The organism is Aeromonas sp. ZOR0001, assembly GCF_000801015.1.
Lineage (GTDB): Bacteria > Pseudomonadota > Gammaproteobacteria > Enterobacterales > Aeromonadaceae > Aeromonas > Aeromonas veronii.
Map to the genome: position 1 here is coordinate 104,036 of NZ_JRJY01000033.1, position 16,790 is coordinate 120,825.

Here is a 16,790-nt window from a genome sequence, read left to right on the forward strand (position 1 = left end):
GTCAGCAAGGTAAAGAGCAGCGCAGGAACTGGAGCGTATAGATATACGTGAGGATTCCGAGCAGCGCATGAGCCTTGATCACGACCTCGTAGTAAGACATTGGACTGGTTTCAAGCGAGATCGCCAAAGCGGCACTGCAGCGCAGTAATCGCGGTCAGGGCGGCGGTTTCGGTGCGCAGCACCCGCGGCCCCAGTAGCATCTCTTTGAAATCTTCCTGCACGGTACGGGCGATCTCGTCGCTCGACAAGCCCCCTTCCGGGCCAATCAGCAGGCGCACGCCGTGCTCGGGAACGGGCAGAGTGTTGATGCTGTACTCGGCCCGCGGGTGCAGGTTGAGCTTGAGCTCTTTGGTCTCTTCCGCCAGCCAGGCGTCCAGCTCCATCGGCATGCGCACCTCTGGCACCACGTTGCGGCCGCACTGTTCGCAGGCGCTGATCACCACCTTCTGCCACTGTTCGCGCTTCTTCTCCAGCCGATCGGTCGGCAGCTTGACGCCGCAGCGCTCGGAGAAGAGTGGGGTGATGCAGGTGACGCCCAGCTCCACCGATTTCTGGATGGTGAAGTCCATCTTGTCGCCACGGCTGATCACCTGACCCAGATGAATGGCCAGCGGTGACTCCACCGATTGGACGTCGCAGCTGTCGATGGTCACTTCCACCGACTTCTTGCCGACGTTGGCGATGGTGGCGGGGTATTGATTGCCATCGCCATTGAACAGCTCGAGCTGCTGGCCCGGCTGCATGCGCAGTACCCGGCCGATATGGTTGGCGCCGTCTTCCGACAGGGCGATGGTCTGGCCAACTTGCAGGGTGGCCGGTTCATAGATACGTGGAATGCGCATGGCTGCTTGTCAGTCTCTTGCTTGGAAACCCTTTATATCCTGCGGCGAGCAAGGCTCACGCTGCGGTGAAGAAGGGTTTCATGATAGGAGGGGCGATCCCCCTCCCTGGTCAAATGGGGTTATTGGCACTGCTTTTCAATAAAGGGATTGGTATTGCCCTGCAGCTTGCCGATGCGGCGGTTGCGCTCGCACTCCCAGCCTTCTGCCGGGTACTGGCGATCCCAGGCTTCAAACAGTTTACGCTGTTGCGCCGCCAGACGCAGCCCATACTGCTGGCTCATGTAGAGGTAGGCGCGGGCAATCTGGCCCCGCACCGGCCCCTTGGGCGGCTGCACCCGACGATCCTTGAAATCCACCAGCATCTGGCACTGGCCGTACTGATCCGGCTTGCCGTTCCAGTCGGAGAAGCGGTAGTTGGCCCGATCGCCGTTCACCTCGCCGATGGCGGGGAAGAGGTTGTGCATGTCCCCCTCCATCTTGTTGAACTCGGGGCTCGCTTTTTCGCAGTTCTTGCGACCGCCATCCTGCCAGCATTGCAGTTGGTGGCCGAACTCCCAGGCCGGGACCACGTGTTCCCACTCGATGCGGGCGGCTCGCTTGGCCTGCTTGCGCGGCTCATAGCCGCAGCTGGCCAGATCCGGGCTCATTTTCTTGCCCTGATAGTCGATGTCACAGCCGCAGTAAAAGGTGGTGACCGCAGGCTGGCTGCGGTAGAGCTTCACCAGATCCTGCTTGGCTTCGCGAAAGGTCTGGGCGTGCAGGGGGGCGCTGAGCAGCGGCAAACCGGCCAGCAGGGTCAGGGCGAGGGAGGAGATGAAACGCATGGGATTCCTTGCAAAACGGGGTGATTGACGAACGATGGTGGGCACCCTACCACAGGGGCGCGACACACGCTGGCTTACTGCTCTGGCTCCGGCCGTTCCCGCTCCAGCGGTTGCTTGCAGCGGCGGCAGTGGTAGCGGGCCTCGCCGCGCACCACCTTGTTGTGGCGGCGTATCGACAGTTGATGCTGCTGGCAGTGACAGCGATAGGGCACAGTGCACTGGGCCAGTACCGCCAGATCGAAGCTGTGGGTGGTTCTGGGCTCAAGGCCGAACAGCTCCCGCATCACCGATTGCCACTGGCGGCCGTGGGGCAAGACCCGGCTTTTGCCGCGACCTTCACCCCACAGGGCATAGACCAGCAGATGGGCCACCTCGTGGGGCACGACCTCATCCAGAAACGCCTGCTGGTTGGCCTGATAGAGGGCGGGATTGAAGCGCAGCTCCCAGGTTTGCAGCCGCGCCGATCCCGCCGCCCGGCCCCGCATATTGCAGTAGATCTGCGGGCGGGGGAAGGTGCGGCCAAGGCGCGCCTCGGCCTGCACAAAACAGGCTTCTACGCGTTGTTGCAGCAGGGCGACAAGCTGGGCAGGGGTGGCAGACATCAACATCTCGTCAAATGGCGGATAAGCAAAAGGGGAGCCAGGCTCCCCTTCTATCACAACAGCGAGCCTTACAGGCCAGCGGCGGAACGCAGCAGTTCGGCCTTGTCGGTCTGCTCCCACGGGAACTCGTCGCGACCGAAGTGACCGTAGGCAGCGGTAGCCTGGTAGATCGGGCGCTTCAGATCCAGCATTTCGATCAGGCCATACGGGCGCAGTTCGAAGTGCTCGCGTACCAGCTTGACCAGCAGCTCTTCGGCGACCTTGGCAGTGCCGAAGGTCTCGACGCTGATGGAGGTCGGCTCGGCCACGCCGATGGCGTAGGAGATCTGGATTTCACAGCGATCGGCCAGACCGGCGGCAACGATGTTTTTGGCAACGTAGCGGGCGGCGTAAGCAGCGGAGCGGTCAACCTTGGACGGATCCTTACCGGAGAAGGCGCCACCACCGTGACGGGCCATGCCGCCGTAGGTGTCGACGATGATCTTGCGACCGGTCAGACCGCAGTCACCCATCGGGCCGCCGATAACGAAACGGCCGGTCGGGTTGATGAAGTATTTTGTGTCCTTGTTGACCCACTCGGCCGGCAGCACCGGCTTGATGATCTCTTCGCGTACCGCTTCAACCAGATCTTTGTGGCTGATGGATTCGGCGTGCTGGGTAGACAGCACAACGGCATCCACACCGATGATCTTGCCTGCGTCGTCGTAGGCGAAGGTCAGCTGGCTCTTGGCATCCGGACGCAGCCACGGCAGGGTGCCGTTCTTGCGCACTTCAGCCTGACGCTTCACCAGCAGGTGAGAGTAGGTGATGGGGGCCGGCATCAGCACGTCGGTTTCGTTGGTGGCGTAGCCGAACATCAGGCCCTGGTCGCCAGCGCCCTGCTCCAGCGGATCGCTGCGGTCAACGCCCTGGTTGATATCCGGGGACTGCTTGCCGATAGCGTTCAGCACGGCGCAGGAGTCAGCATCGAAGCCCATGTCGGAGTGGGTGTAGCCGATTTCACGTACGGTATCACGCACGATCTCTTCGATATCAACCCAGGCAGAGGTGGTTACTTCGCCGGCCACCATGACCATACCGGTCTTGACCAGGGTCTCGCAGGCAACGCGTGCCTTGGTATCTTGCTTGAGGATGGCGTCCAGTACCGCATCGGAGATCTGGTCCGCAATCTTGTCGGGATGGCCTTCGGAGACCGACTCGGAAGTAAACAGCTTTGCCATGATAAGAGTCTCAGCTTGTCTGGGTTATCGCCACAGCAATAACCGGATGAATGGGATGGTGTAGAGGTATCTACATCTGGACGTCTATTTTAATTAGCGCCCCCCCCGATTGCCAGCACTATTTTGTCGCGCAGTGTCCAATGGGTCACAAGCGGTGCTCTCCTATCCCGAAAGGGATGGAAATCAAACGTTTTTCTCTGGTTGCTTTGGTCAATAGAGGGCAAGAAAAGCGATTGTCCTCCCAAAGCCACTTTATTCATCCAGATAATATTTGCACGCCGCGCGCCCTGCTGGGACAATAACGCGCCTTAATCTTGGCCATCAAATGAAGCAATCGCAGGAGATTCAGATGCCTTCTCGTAAAGAGCTTGCCAATGCCATTCGTGCATTGAGTATGGATGCCGTTCAAAAAGCCAACTCCGGTCACCCGGGCGCCCCCATGGGAATGGCGGATATCGCCGAAGTGCTGTGGCGTAGCCACCTCAGACATAACCCGAACAACCCCAAGTGGGCCGACCGCGACCGTTTCATTCTCTCCAACGGCCACGGCTCCATGCTGCTGTACTCCCTGCTGCACCTCTCCGGTTATGACCTCTCCATCGACGATCTGAAAAACTTCCGCCAACTGCACTCTCGCACCCCGGGTCACCCGGAGTACGGCTATGCACCGGGCGTGGAAACCACCACTGGCCCGCTGGGTCAGGGCATCACCAACGCCGTTGGTATGGCGATCGCCGAAAAAGCCATGGCTGAGCAGTTCAACCAGCCGGGCCACGATATCGTTGACCACTACACCTACGCCTTTATGGGCGACGGCTGCCTGATGGAAGGTATCTCCCACGAAGCGTGCTCCCTGGCAGGTACCCTGCAACTGGGCAAATTGATCGCGTTCTGGGATGACAACGGTATCTCCATCGACGGTCACGTAGAAGGCTGGTTCACCGACGACACCGTCAAGCGTTTCGAAGCCTACGGCTGGCACGTAATCCCGGCTGTTGACGGTCACAGCCCGGAAGCCATCAATGCCGCCATCGAAGCCGCCAAGGCCGAGACCGGCAAGCCGACCCTGATCTGCTGCCGCACCATCATCGGTTACGGCTCCCCGAACAAATCCGGTTCTCACGACTGCCACGGTTCACCGCTCGGCAACGACGAGATCGCCGCTGCTCGTGCCTTCCTGAAGTGGGACCACGCTCCGTTCGTTATCCCGGCCGATATCGCTGCCGAGTGGAACGCTCAGGAGAAGGGTGCTGCACTGGAAGCCGACTGGGCTGCCAAGTTCGCTGCCTATGAAGCCGCTCACCCGACGCTGGCTGCCGAATTCAAGCGCCGCACCGCTGGCGAACTGCCGGCCAACTGGGCTGCCGAATCCGCCAAGATCATCGAAACCCTGCAAGCCAACCCGGCCAAGATTGCTACCCGTAAAGCGTCCCAGAACTCTCTGGAAGCGTTCGGCAAGCTGCTGCCGGAGTTCATGGGTGGCTCTGCCGACCTGGCGCCGTCCAACCTGACCATGTGGTCCGGCTCCAAGTCCCTGACCAACGACGATGCCTCCGGCAACTACATCCACTACGGTGTACGCGAGTTCGGCATGTCCGCCATCATGAACGGTATCGCCCTGCACGGTGGTTTCATCCCCTACGGCGCTACCTTCCTGATGTTCATGGAGTACGCCCGCAACGCCCTGCGCATGGCCGCCCTGATGAAGCAGCGCGCTATCTTCGTTTACACCCACGACTCCATCGGTCTGGGTGAAGATGGCCCGACTCACCAGCCGGTTGAGCAGATCGCCTCCCTGCGTCTGACTCCGAACATGAGCACCTGGCGTCCGTGTGACCAGGTTGAATCTGCCATCGCCTGGAAACACGCCATCGAGCGTACCGACGGCCCGACCTCGCTGATCTTCTCTCGTCAGAACCTGGCCCAGATGGACCGTACTGCCCAGCAGCTGGCCGATACCGCCAAGGGTGGCTACGTGCTGAAGGATTGCGCCGGTACTCCGGAGCTGATCCTGATCGCCACCGGTTCCGAAGTGGAACTGGCCGTTGCCGCTTACGAGCAGCTGACTGCCAAGGGCCGTGCCGTGCGCGTGGTCTCTCTGCCGTCTACCGACGTGTTCGACGCTCAATCTGCCGAGTACAAAGAGTCTGTCCTGCCATCTTCCGTCACCAAGCGTGTGGCCATCGAAGCCGGCATCGCTGACTACTGGTACAAGTACGTCGGTTTCGGCGGCAAGATCATTGGTATGACCACCTTCGGTGAGTCTGCACCGGCCGAGCTGCTGTTCAAGGAATTCGGCTTTACCGTGGAAAATGTGGTTGCGACCGCAGAGTCCCTGTAATCCCTGATTGCTTTGTATAGAACTGAAAAGCGCCTCCCTCGGGAGGCGCTTTTTTTATTGAAATTTATAAATATCATTTATGGATAGAAGTAAATAATATTGATAGGGTTGCAAGTAATGCGAAAAGTTAAACTTTAATAAAGTACAAATAAGGATCGACATGGGAAAAATATCTTTTACCGAAAGAGAAATACAGGATTGTATTTGGAGTAATCGAGAGCGCTTTGACTCGTTCTTAGATGAACCTGTAGGTCTAGATATTTTTAAATTTGAAGATGACTTATCAAACGTTTCAGCACAGAATTTAATAAGAAATAGAATCAACAAAAAACTGGAGGAGTTTCACGCCAAACTATACGGCATTAAATTAATTGGGTGTGAAGTTCCTTTAGAACAGCAATCAAATTCAACAATTAGAGCTGATTTTTTAGCTACATTTCCTGGCGATACTGGGGTGGGGATTATAGAGTTAAAGAAAAGTGAACAGACTGAAAGACAAGCATTTACTGAGCTGCTTGCATATTCAAACCATCTGACAACATTATTTCCTGCTATGAGTAGAGAAGATAGTGTTTATATTTTGATATCACCGATGGAAACTCGTATCGCGCGAGATGCTGTCATTCAAACATTAACATTTGATAATCGGAAAATAGTTGCTCTGATCCCCTATTTTGACGATCCAAGTAATATAGCCTCTTTGAGGCTGAAGTTATGGATTCCGACAGATAATGAGTTGGCAACGTTCAGTCATGTTATTTTTAAAGAAGATAACTTTAGTGTTTGTAAGATTGTCTGGGAGTACGATGAAGAACGTTGGGATGCTCCTAAGGGAGAAAATCCCTCTGCTGAATTAAGAGAGCAATTCAATAGTATATCGACAATTGCCGCTCAAAAAATGGAAGAATCAGGGATTCATGGTTTTGTATATTGCTCTCAACTTTGGTCAGAGCTGTCTGAAAAATTCCCATACACCAACTCCCTTGTATTAGTTGGGTTGAACCCTTATGCGGCTGCAAGTGCACAGTACTTGGTCGATAATAAAAAAATTAAACCAAGTGAGATTCCTGCGCCACTAAATTATTTGCCAAACATTTGTGACTTAATTAAAAAAGGAGTTCCACGCGATGATAATGAAGATACAATGTCTGATTTATATGCGGTGTGGAGCTCTCAGCTATTTATAATAGGTCGGAGTGTTGTTGAAGCGGTCACTCAGACAACAGATGGGGAAAAAGGAGATATTGATCAAGGCTTTTTAGATTGGGAAGAATATCAACGGTCTCTTCTAGAGGATGTTTACTGTCATAGCTTTCTTGTAAGACCAACAGGCTTATTAAGGCGGTTATATGAAGATGTAACAGATCTTGATTATAAAGCATCTCATTTTTATGGCCTTACTGAACATCCCATTCATGGTGACATGCCATATCTTGGAGTTGACTATCTAACTTCACAAAGTTACTTTCGGTTCTTCATAAGAAGAATGTTTCATACTGATGAGGCTGAGCTCGCAGGTTCGATTAGCGAAGCATAATCGGACGTTCGCGTTTTTAAGGCGATTCAATAAAAATAATGTTCCTCCCTGTTACCAAAAAAGAGACCGGCCATCAGCCGGTCTCTTTTTTATTTCCCGCAACATTACACCTGCGGCGGGGTGCTTTCCGCATTGGACATTACCGCATCAATTTGCACCAGGACGCCAGCGGGCAGCTCGCTCACGCCAATCACGGTGCGGGCAGGCAGATAACCCGGGAAATATTTGGTGTAGATGGCGTTGACCGCATCCAGATCCGCGATATTGGCGAGCTGGATATTGACCTTGACGATATCGTCCATCACATGGCCGATGCTCTCCACAATCGCTTTGATATTGCTCAGGCACTGGGCGGTCTGCTCCTTGATGCAGCCAGCCAGGATCTTGCCGGTGGCGGGGTCTATCGGCAGTTGGGCAGAGAGATGGTTGTAGTGAGAGAAGGCAACGGTCTGGGTGTGCAGCGGGCTGCGCGGTGCCTTGTCGGTATTGCGGGCACGGATCACCAGATTGTGACGATCTTCCACCAGTTGCGGCGGGGTGCCGTCACCGTGGGAGATGACCGCATCCATCTGCACCCGTGCCCCCATGGGCAGAGCGGCGGCACTGACTACCGAGCGGGCGGGCAGATAGGCCACGGCGCGGGCGATGGCGGAGTCGGGGAAGAAGGTGGTGTAGACCTCGTTGACGGCCTCCAGATCGGCCAGATCGGTCAGATAGACGGTGACCTTGACGATATCGTCAAACGGCACGTCGATGCTCTCCAGCACCGCCTTGATATTGCGCAGGCACTGGCCCGCCTGCTCCTTGATGTCACCGGCGACCAGTTGGCCCGAGGCCGCATCGACCGGCAGCTGGGCACCGATATTGTTGTAGTGGGAGAAGGCCACAGTATGGGTGGAGAGCGGATTGTGCGGCGCCTTGTCACTGTTGCGGGCCAGTTTAATCAGCTGGCAGGGGGCTTGCGGGAAGGTGCCTTCGCCGTTGGAGATGATGGCATCGATCTGCACCAGCGCGCCCAGCGGCAGGGCGGCGACGGCGAGGGTGGTGCGGGTCGGCAGATAGCCCGGGAAGAATTCGCGATAGACGGCGTTGACCGCCTCCAGATCCGCCATCTCTTTCAGGAAGATGGTCGCTTTGACCATATCGTCCATCACATGGCCGATGCTCTCGATGATTGCCTTGAGGTTGCTCAGGCACTGTCTGGCCTGCGCAGTGACATCGCCACTCACCATCTTGCCGGTGGCCGGATCGACCGGCAGCTGGGCGGAGATATTGTTGTAATGAGAAAACGCCACCGTTTGGGTGCAGGGACCCAGATCCTGGGGTGCATGGGGGGTATTTCTTGCCGACTTGATGATGGTGCCACTCATAGATATGCCTCTTATTAATATTTGTTGTTCATTCAGGTACAGGTTTACCCCATCTTGTTGTGCGCCACGGCACTGCGCCAGCGGCGGCATCCTCGGTTATTATTTGTGATCCACTCAATCGCTGAGAGGAATAAGGGAGAAGAGGACAGGGTAGATATTTCAGACGCTGCGATTCTATGAGTGGCTATCAGGGGTTGCAAACCGCTGATTGCATTTCTATGAGATGGCTCAATGGGCGCAAATTTAATCATATTGCTATTCAATTCACCCGAAATAGGAGCCAATTTGTGCGCAAATGGTGCCGAACCGGCGGACAGCCTTGCCCTGACTGGGTTTGCTCTCCCCCTCTGCGGGATATTGGCGTGTGAATAAAGGGTTAATATTATGCGCCGATGTGCAAATAATGCATATTATGGTGCATGGATATCTTTTTTCAGCTCTTTTAAGGGGCTATGAAAATCCCCGTGAATATGCATATCCACCTTATTAAAGATACCTCTGGAATATAATTCACGGCTTTTGCATTCCTCTCTGTTAATGATGATTCCGGCATACTCGATGACGCCTTGCTGGCAGCCGGGATCTGTTATTCGCGCCATAAAATTATATGCCATGAATTTGCACGGCGGATTTGCTCCTGCTGCACAGGAGTGGGGAGCATGGCGTTGGCGTTGGCGTTGGCGTTGGCGTTGGCGTTGGCGTTGGCGTGACAGCGTGCGGGAGCGGTGGCGCTGGATGAGAGATGGCGCTGGATGAGGGAGGGGAGGTGGTGGCAATCCGCTTATTTTCACGCCGGTTGCATCCCCCGATGGGTGGGGTTGCCCCGCATCATAGGTTTTTCCACTTTTTGCAGCTTTGTCTGATCTCCCTCTTATCTGTGGCTGGTTGTGATGATTGGGATGGTTTTCAGGGCTCGGGAACAGCTCAGGTGATTTCGCAGGTATAAAGTTCAATATGCTGTTTTTAAAGGGAAATGCGTCAAAAAATGGATTTATCGACCTCTTTTTATGGTTTCTTGATGAAACCGTTAATTAGTGGCGTGATTGCGAGTCAGGTCGCTTTTTTCACTCGCTATTAATCGTATGATTAATAAGGTAATCAAGGAGCCCTGACGGAGAGAATCGATGCACCGGCAGGCCATTGCCCAGGATTGGCAAGCGAGATCGCATCGCGATCATCATTACCTGACTGTGGAGGATTTATGCTGGGTTTCGTTCTGGGCGATATGTATTGTCAAACATCTGGGCAGCGGTTACCTCCTCGCCTGGGAAAGAGCTTTCCCATTCCTGCCGATTACCGACTGCGCGGCCGGGTATCCGCCGCCATCATGACCATCGAGAGCCTGCTCGATACCCCTTATCCGCAAAAGCAGTTTCGTGATCTGGTCTTTGGCGCCTTTATCGAGCGCCAGCGTCGGCTGTTTGGTGAACATGTGATTGTGGCCCGCATGGAAGGGGAGGAGGGGCTGGAGCTGTCGATTGATCTCTCGTTTGTCAGCACCGCCGTACCTGTGGGCCTGCTGGCCATCTCTGAAGAGCTGGCTCTCGCCACGGCGCCGCGTCCCAAGAAGAGCCATCCCCACTACGAGGCGCTGTGCAAGGCGATCGACTGCATGGTGATGCTGATGTTTTATGGCAAGGTGATCCGCCAGCGGAATACGGTGTTGGAAAATATCGGCCATCAGTTTGGTTATCAGCCCGCGGCGACCCTGACGGCGCGTGTTGGCAAGGGTGGGGAGGATGATTACGACGCCTTCATGGTCAATATCATGACCTGTATTGCTCACTCCAACTCGCTCAAGGAGGCGCTGGAGAACGCCAGCCGGATGGGAATTCAGGAGCCCGCTTTCTTCTGCATCGTCGGGGCGATTGCCAGCACCCTGTGGGGCGTGCCCAGACTGTGGGCGTATCAGGCTTCACAGCTGATCCATCGCTCCCACCATCACTACATCCAGAATCTGCTTCGCTGTGAAACCCGTGCCGGGCGGCGGCATATCAATCTGGAGCCGCCAAAGCCCCCGCTGTTTGCACCGATCCGGCAACAGGTTGTGCGTCTGTTCAAGGGAGCACACTGATCCGCAGCCCCCTTGTCATCACTCAGGCAGGATAAAGCGCCCCCAGTACAGCCGGACGGCTGGCGCCGGTGACGGCGGGCAGGTTACCCGGCTTGCGGTGAACAAAGCACATGGCCAGCCAGGCAAAGGCAGCGCCTTCCACCCAGTCGGGGGCAAGGCCCAGCTCGGCAGTGCTGGCGATGCGCCATGCAGGCAGCAGGCTGGCCAGCTCCTTCAGCAAGGGGGCGTTATGGGCTCCGCCGCCGCAGACAAACAGCTCGGCTTTCGGCTGGCTGGTACCGACTGATTCGGGCCGGGCGGGCAGTTGGCGGGCGATGCTGTGGCTGGTGAGCGCCTGCAGTGTGCGCTGCACATCCACGGGGGCGTATGAAGTGTCTGCCAGCTCGCCATCGAGCCAATCGAGGGTAAACATCTCCCGTCCGGTGCTCTTTGGGGCGGGGGCGGCGAAATAGGGGTGAGCCAGCAGTTTCTCCAGCAGGGCCGGGATGGGCTTGCCACTGGCTGCCCATTTGCCACCGGCGTCATAGCTGCCGCCGTGGGGTTGATGGCGGCGATACCAGCCATCGAGCAGGGTGTTGGCCGGGCCGGTATCAAAACCATAGACACCGCCCGGATTGCCCGGCAGCACCGAGATATTGGCGATGCCGCCGAGGTTCAGCACCACTCGCAGGGCGCCGGGTTTGGCAAACAGCGCCTGATGGAAGGCGGGCACCAGCGGCGCCCCCTGACCACCGAGGGCCATATCCATGGTGCGAAAATCGGCGATAACGTCGATGCTGGTTAGCGCCGCTAGCAGGGCGGCGTTGCCGATCTGCAGGGTAAAGCCAAGCTGGGGGCGATGGCGGATCGTCTGGCCGTGGCTGCCGATGGCGCGAATATCTTTGGGCTCAAGCTTCGCCTTGGCCAGCAGCGCGTGGGTGGCGGCGGCAAACTCTCGCGCTACCAGATTATCGGCCACCCCCATGCGGTCGATTTCGTTGTCGCCCGGGGTGCAGAGGGCATGCAGCGTGCGGGCGGTCTCTTGCGGCCAGGGGTGACAAAGCGCCGCTTCGACCCGCAGTTCATCCCCGGCGATCATCACCAGCACGGCATCAATGCCGTCCATGCTGGTTCCCGACATCAGACCGATATAGCGCTCAGCCATGGTGTCTCCTTACATTGCTGTTCGAAAATACGGTGTGCAGAGAGGGTGAAGAGGGGAACGGCTTTCATCCCATGCCACATGGCGTGGTCTTTGACATCAGACCGCTATAACGCTCAACCATGTTGCATCCTCAATGCGGACCGGAAAAAGAGTGAGAGAGACAGGATAGATAAGCCCTTGCTTCCGTGCCACATGCCGCTCCCGGTGTTCCATCTCATCTTATGCCCGAAAGTGGACTCATTTCAATCTGATTGCCTGGCGCGGGTTCAATAAAAGGGGCTGGCAGGGCCTTCACCCTGCCAGCCCTGATGACTTAGTTGCCGCGACTATCCCGCTTGTTCTGGGCCAGCTGCAGCTCGGGGTTGTCGAGCTTGGCCAGTTGCGGCATCGCCAGCTTTTTGAAGTTGGCCAGCTCGCGGCCGCTCAGGGTCTCTGCCTGCGGCAGGGTGAGGGTGCGCGGGTTCTTGTGAATGCCGCCCACCACGAATTCGTAGTGCAGGTGCGGGCCGGTGACGCGGCCGGTGCCACCCAGGGTACCGATGGTCTGCCCCTGCTTCACCCGCTGCCCCTTGTTGACGGTGCGCTTGGAGAGGTGCAGGTACTTGGTCACATAGTTGCCGGCATGCTTGATAAAGACGTAGTTGCCGTTGAACTGGTTGTAACCGGCGGCCACCACGCTGCCGGAGCCCGCCGCCATGATGGGGGTGCCCACCGGCGCCACATAGTCGATGCCGTTATGGGGGCGGATCTTGCCGGTCACAGGATGGAGGCGGCGCGGGTTGAAGTTGGAGCTGATGTATTTGAAGTTGACCGGCGCGCGCAGGAAGCTCTTGCGCATCGCCTTCCCTTCCGGGGTGTAGTAGTTGCCATCTTCATTGAGCACGGCGCGGTAGGCGGTGCCCTGGTTGACGAACTCGGCCGCCAGAATATCGCCAGAGGCGACCCGCTCGTCGTCGCGGAACTTGTCTTCATAGACCACCCGGAAGCTGTCCCCCGGCTGCAAGTCCTGGGCAAAGTCGATATCCCAGCCGAAGATGGCGGCCAAGTCCATGATCTGATCTTCGGTCATTCCCGCATCCACCGCGGCGCCCCAGAAGCTGGAGCGGATCTCCCCTTTGCTTACCTGTTCGCGGGTGTCGAGGGCGATCTTGACGTTGCGGGCGACAAAGGTCTCCTCCTTGCGGCTCACCTTGAGCGCCTGCTCCAAGCTGTGGGGGTAATAGAGGCTGTGCAACTGGCCATCTTCGGTCAGCTTGAAGGTGAGCTCCTGCCCCGGTTGCAGCATGCGCAGGGGATCGCTGCCCTCGAGCTGGTCGATCAGGTGCAGATCCGTGGTGCTCAGGCCAATGCGCTGGAAGATCACCCCCATGTTGTCGCCACGGCGTACTTTCACCTGCTTGGTGATGTAGCGCGGTTTGGGCGGGGTAACGGGCTGGGCGGCCTCGGCTGGCAGCTCGTCGTTTAGCGCGTTGTCGTTGGCCGGTTCCCGCAGGGCAATTTCGTTGCCGTTTTCATCGACCCGTGTTGCTACTGCCTGTTCGCTTGGCCAGGCAGCCAGCATCATGATCATGATGCTCAAGATCAGCACCATCTTGCGGTGCCAGTGGGGGAGTGCGTTGAAGGCGTGCCAAATAACCATGAGAAGCAGATGAAGTCGGGCAGAATGGACGGATTTTACAGCCTTTCCAATTGGCCCGCCATTCCAGTAATATGTTTGGCCCTGTGGAATCGTGATGGAGAGTCAAAAAATGTCCCAGCTCGAGGTGGCGCTAGCCGAGATCAAGCGCGGAGCGGAAGAAATTCTGGTTGAAGAAGAACTTGTCGCCAAGTTGAAGGAAGGGCGCCCGCTGCGCATCAAGTTGGGCATGGACCCGACCGCCCCCGACATTCACTTGGGTCATACCGTGATCCTCAACAAGCTGAAGACCTTCCAGGATCTGGGCCATGAAGTGATCCTGCTGATCGGTGACTTCACTGCCATGGTGGGTGACCCCTCCGGCAAGAACGCCACCCGTCCGCCGCTCTCCGAAGAGGCCATCAAGCACAACGCCCTCACCTATGCGGAGCAGGCGTTCAAGATCCTCGACCCGGCCAAGACCCGCATCGAGTACAACTCGACCTGGCTGAGCGAGCTGGGGGCGACCGGCATGATCAAGCTGGCGGCCAAGCAGACCGTGGCCCGCATGATGGAGCGCGACGACTTCAAAAAGCGCTACACCGGCGGCCAATCCATCGCGATTCACGAATTCCTCTATCCGCTGCTGCAAGGCTATGACTCGGTCGCGCTGAAGGCGGACGTTGAGCTGGGTGGTACCGACCAGAAGTTCAACCTGCTGATGGGCCGCGAGCTGCAAAAAGATGCCGGCATGGCGACCCAGTGTGTGCTGATGATGCCGCTGCTGGTGGGTCTGGATGGCGTCAAGAAGATGTCCAAGTCCGCAGGCAACTACATCGGCGTTCACGACGCTCCGGGCGAGATGTTCGGCAAGATCATGTCCATCACCGATGACCTGATGTGGAACTACTACGAGCTGCTCTCCTTCCGTCCGCTGGCTGAAATCGAAGAGTTCAAGGCAGGCATCGCTGCCGGTACTCTCAACCCGCGCGACGTGAAGATCTGGCTGGCCAAAGAGATCATCGCCCGTTATCACGACATTGCTGCGGCAGAAGCGGCCCACGAAGATTTCACCCAGCGCTTCTCCAAGAACGCCATCCCGGACGAGATGCCGGAAATCGAGCTGGCTCTGGAAGGCGAAGGTCTGGCCATTGCCAACCTGCTGAAAGAGGCCGATCTGGTGGCCACCACCTCCGAAGCGCTGCGGATGATCAAGCAGGGCGCGGTCAAGGTGGATGGCGAGAAGCTGGACGATGGCAAGGCACTCATCGGTGCCGGTACCGCTGTCTATCAGGTCGGCAAGCGCAAGTTTGCCCGGGTGACTGTCAAATAAGCAGTACCGTTAAATAAGCCGTCGCATCAGGCAAGCTGGCCATCAGGCCGGTTCAAGCTTGTTCAACAGGGCCTCCTTCGGGAGGCCTTGTCGTATCTGGGCGGCACGGATCTGGGCGATAAAGTGCCGCAGCACGGCACTGCTTGGGTGTGGCCGTGTCGCCAGACTGATACTGGTCATCATGCCGTTGCCCTCAATGGGGTGATAACTGACCCCGAGCGGGCGCAGCGCCGCCACTGAGCTGGGCACCAGAGTCACGCCAAAGCCCGCCTGCACCATGCCGACGGTGGAGATCACTTGCGGACATTCAGGCCCCAGTATCGGCTCGAAGCCCGCCTCTCGGCAGAGACCCACGATGCCGTCATAGAGCCCGGGCCCGATGGCGTGGGGAAACAGAATAAAACTCTCGTCCTTCAGGCAGGCCAGTGGCAAGGGGCCCGGCTTGGCCTTGGGGTGGCTGGTCGGCAGGGCGATCAGCAGCGGCTCCTGCTCGATAAGGTGGTGGGCAAATCCCTCGCTACCGCGGCAGGGGAGCCGCAAGATGGCGGCGTCCAGCCGATCGTTGCGCAGCGCTTCCACCAGTGCCGGCATGGTGCCCTCCTGCGGGCTGAGGGCTACCTCGGGGTAGCGCTCCCGATAGTCGTGCAACAGGGTCAGCACCGCAGGGTGGAGCACGGTGGAACCGGCGAAGCCGATCCTCAGCGCCCCCTGCTCGCCCCGAGCAATCCGCTTTACCTTCAGTTTTGCCGCATCGGCCAGCGCCAGGATCTGCGCCGCATCCCGATAGAGGCTCTCGCCCGCCTCGGTCAGTTCGACACTGCGGGTCAAACGGCGCAGCAGCGGGGTGCCCAGGGTCTCTTCCAACTTGCGGATCTGCTGGCTCAGGGGCGGCTGGGCCATGTTGAGTGATTCGGCTGCGCGGGTGAAATTCTGCTTTTCAACAACGGCCATGAAGTAGCGGAGCGTACGAAGTTCCATATCGATTGAGTCTCAAAGTCATGGGATCAGCGTATTGGTGTTGAAATGTGAACCAAGTCACCATTGGATCCGAACGCTAACAGGATTCACGGTGGAGGTGAAACCCGAATGGAACATATTGCAACATCTGACAGTGCCGGGTGCAGCTGTGCCCTCGAAGTGAGCCAGCAGTTTTCCCGCTGGCGCAGGCAGCATGACGGTGGCGAGATCTACCAGAGTTCCCTGATGAGCGCCCTGCTGGCGGGGGTCTACGAAGGGGAGACCACCATGAGCGAGCTGCTGCGCCACGGCGACTTTGGCCTTGGCACCTTCAACCACCTCGATGGCGAGCTGATCGCCTTCGAGCGCCAGATCCACCAGTTGCGCTCCGATGGCTCGGCCCGGCCCGCCCGCGCCGATCAGAAGACCCCCTTTGCGGTGATGACCCATTTTCGCCCCTGTCTGGAGCGTCGCTTCGATCACCCCCTGAGCCGTGACGAGATCCACCAGTGGGTGGATCGGCTGGTGGGTTCCGACAACGTCTTCGTCGCCCTGCGCCTCGACGGCCAGTTTGAAACGGCCAAGGTACGAACCGTGCCGCGTCAGGAGCCCCCCTATCGCCCCATGCTGGAAGCTATCGAACAGCAGCCGCTGTTCCGCTTTGCCGCGGTGGCGGGAACTCTGGTGGGCTTTCGCTGCCCGCCGTTCGTGCAGGGAGTTAATGTAGCGGGCTTTCACGAGCACATGATCACCGCCGATCGCAAGGGGGGCGGTCATCTGCTCGACTACACCATGGCCCACGGCACCCTGCGACTTTCTGTGGTGCGTCACCTCAATCTGGCCCTGCCATCGGATCCCGCTTTCCGGCAGGCCGACCTCAACCCCGCCGATCTCGATCGCGCCATTCAGGCCGCCGAAGGCTGATAGACAA

The 16,790-nt window shown here is 57.8% G+C and carries 14 protein-coding genes; 5 read left to right on the forward strand and 9 right to left on the reverse strand.

The features are described from left to right. Positions 1–110: 110 nt before the first annotated feature. The 4 genes from rsmE to metK all read right to left on the reverse strand — a co-directional run bounded on the left by rsmE (position 111) and on the right by metK (position 3,488). Positions 111–842, reverse strand: a complete 732-nt coding sequence (gene rsmE, locus L972_RS03685; protein ID WP_047435652.1) for a 16S rRNA (uracil(1498)-N(3))-methyltransferase — start codon at positions 840–842, stop codon at positions 111–113. Positions 843–961: 119 nt separating this feature from the next. Next, positions 962–1,666 carry an endonuclease gene (locus L972_RS03690; RefSeq protein ID WP_021229195.1) on the reverse strand — a complete coding sequence of 235 codons (705 nt, stop codon included), beginning with the start codon at positions 1,664–1,666 and terminating at the stop codon, positions 962–964. Positions 1,667–1,740: 74 nt separating this feature from the next. Next, complete coding sequence (locus L972_RS03695) at positions 1,741–2,268, reverse strand: SprT family zinc-dependent metalloprotease (protein ID WP_047435655.1); 528 nt, start codon at positions 2,266–2,268, stop codon at positions 1,741–1,743. A 68-nt stretch (positions 2,269–2,336) separates the two neighbouring features. Then, positions 2,337–3,488, reverse strand: a complete 1,152-nt coding sequence (gene metK, locus L972_RS03700; RefSeq protein WP_005338519.1) for a methionine adenosyltransferase — start codon at positions 3,486–3,488, stop codon at positions 2,337–2,339. Between the two features lie 349 nt (positions 3,489–3,837). Between metK and tkt the strand changes: the two genes are divergently transcribed. Together tkt and L972_RS20565 are read left to right on the forward strand one after the other, a co-directional pair. Next, on the forward strand, positions 3,838–5,829 hold the full coding sequence (gene tkt / locus L972_RS03705) for a transketolase (protein WP_005338517.1): 1,992 nt from the start codon (positions 3,838–3,840) through the stop codon (positions 5,827–5,829). A gap of 160 nt (positions 5,830–5,989) precedes the next feature. After that, positions 5,990–7,366 carry a hypothetical protein gene (locus L972_RS20565; RefSeq protein WP_081990684.1) on the forward strand — a complete coding sequence of 459 codons (1,377 nt, stop codon included), beginning with the start codon at positions 5,990–5,992 and terminating at the stop codon, positions 7,364–7,366. Between the two features lie 104 nt (positions 7,367–7,470). On the opposite strand, the gene L972_RS03710 is transcribed toward L972_RS20565, so the two are convergent. Then, positions 7,471–8,736, reverse strand: coding sequence for a RidA family protein (locus tag L972_RS03710; RefSeq protein ID WP_047435659.1), 1,266 nt, complete (start codon positions 8,734–8,736; stop codon positions 7,471–7,473). A gap of 410 nt (positions 8,737–9,146) precedes the next feature. Further along, positions 9,147–9,689, reverse strand: coding sequence for a hypothetical protein (locus tag L972_RS21280; RefSeq protein ID WP_156127040.1), 543 nt, complete (start codon positions 9,687–9,689; stop codon positions 9,147–9,149). A gap of 248 nt (positions 9,690–9,937) precedes the next feature. On the opposite strand from L972_RS21280, the gene L972_RS03725 reads away from it, so the two are divergent. Next, entirely contained in the window at positions 9,938–10,810 is an 873-nt protein-coding gene (locus L972_RS03725; protein WP_019445246.1) for a hypothetical protein, read from the forward strand. 22 nt (positions 10,811–10,832) lie between these two features. On the opposite strand, the gene L972_RS03730 is transcribed toward L972_RS03725, so the two are convergent. After that, complete coding sequence (locus L972_RS03730; RefSeq protein WP_047435669.1) at positions 10,833–11,954, reverse strand: anhydro-N-acetylmuramic acid kinase; 1,122 nt, start codon at positions 11,952–11,954, stop codon at positions 10,833–10,835. 313 nt (positions 11,955–12,267) lie between these two features. Then, positions 12,268–13,593 carry a peptidoglycan DD-metalloendopeptidase family protein gene (locus L972_RS03735; RefSeq protein WP_005358749.1) on the reverse strand — a complete coding sequence of 442 codons (1,326 nt, stop codon included), beginning with the start codon at positions 13,591–13,593 and terminating at the stop codon, positions 12,268–12,270. Positions 13,594–13,702: 109 nt separating this feature from the next. Here L972_RS03735 and tyrS point away from each other — a divergent pair, with 109 nt between their 5' ends. Further along, a complete protein-coding gene (gene tyrS, locus L972_RS03740; protein ID WP_047435671.1) occupies positions 13,703–14,902 on the forward strand; it encodes a tyrosine--tRNA ligase in 1,200 nt (399 codons plus the stop codon). A 42-nt stretch (positions 14,903–14,944) separates the two neighbouring features. Here tyrS and L972_RS03745 read toward each other — a convergent pair whose 3' ends face one another. Continuing rightward, positions 14,945–15,880 (reverse strand): LysR family transcriptional regulator, encoded by a 936-nt coding sequence (locus L972_RS03745; RefSeq protein WP_047435676.1) that lies wholly within the window; start codon positions 15,878–15,880, stop codon positions 14,945–14,947. A 108-nt stretch (positions 15,881–15,988) separates the two neighbouring features. Between L972_RS03745 and budA the strand changes: the two genes are divergently transcribed. After that, entirely contained in the window at positions 15,989–16,783 is a 795-nt protein-coding gene (budA, locus tag L972_RS03750; protein ID WP_005338506.1) for an acetolactate decarboxylase, read from the forward strand. The last annotated feature ends 7 nt before the right edge of the window (positions 16,784–16,790 follow it).

Excerpts from the sequence above, each read along its gene's own strand:
- L972_RS03695 (WP_047435655.1), bottom strand. The coding sequence starts at position 2,268 with ATGTCTGCCACCCCTGCCCAGCTTGTCGCCCTGCTGCAACAACGCGTA.
- L972_RS03745 (WP_047435676.1), bottom strand. The coding sequence starts at position 15,880 with ATGGAACTTCGTACGCTCCGCTACTTCATGGCCGTTGTTGAAAAGCAG.
- rsmE (WP_047435652.1), bottom strand. The coding sequence starts at position 842 with ATGCGCATTCCACGTATCTATGAACCGGCCACCCTGCAAGTTGGCCAG.
- tyrS (WP_047435671.1), top strand. The coding sequence starts at position 13,703 with ATGTCCCAGCTCGAGGTGGCGCTAGCCGAGATCAAGCGCGGAGCGGAA.
- L972_RS03725 (WP_019445246.1), top strand. The coding sequence starts at position 9,938 with ATGCTGGGTTTCGTTCTGGGCGATATGTATTGTCAAACATCTGGGCAG.
- tkt (WP_005338517.1), top strand. The coding sequence starts at position 3,838 with ATGCCTTCTCGTAAAGAGCTTGCCAATGCCATTCGTGCATTGAGTATG.
- L972_RS03730 (WP_047435669.1), bottom strand. The coding sequence starts at position 11,954 with ATGGCTGAGCGCTATATCGGTCTGATGTCGGGAACCAGCATGGACGGC.
- L972_RS20565 (WP_081990684.1), top strand. The coding sequence starts at position 5,990 with ATGGGAAAAATATCTTTTACCGAAAGAGAAATACAGGATTGTATTTGG.
- budA (WP_005338506.1), top strand. The coding sequence starts at position 15,989 with ATGGAACATATTGCAACATCTGACAGTGCCGGGTGCAGCTGTGCCCTC.
- metK (WP_005338519.1), bottom strand. The coding sequence starts at position 3,488 with ATGGCAAAGCTGTTTACTTCCGAGTCGGTCTCCGAAGGCCATCCCGAC.
- L972_RS03690 (WP_021229195.1), bottom strand. The coding sequence starts at position 1,666 with ATGCGTTTCATCTCCTCCCTCGCCCTGACCCTGCTGGCCGGTTTGCCG.
- L972_RS03710 (WP_047435659.1), bottom strand. The coding sequence starts at position 8,736 with ATGAGTGGCACCATCATCAAGTCGGCAAGAAATACCCCCCATGCACCC.
- L972_RS03735 (WP_005358749.1), bottom strand. The coding sequence starts at position 13,593 with ATGGTTATTTGGCACGCCTTCAACGCACTCCCCCACTGGCACCGCAAG.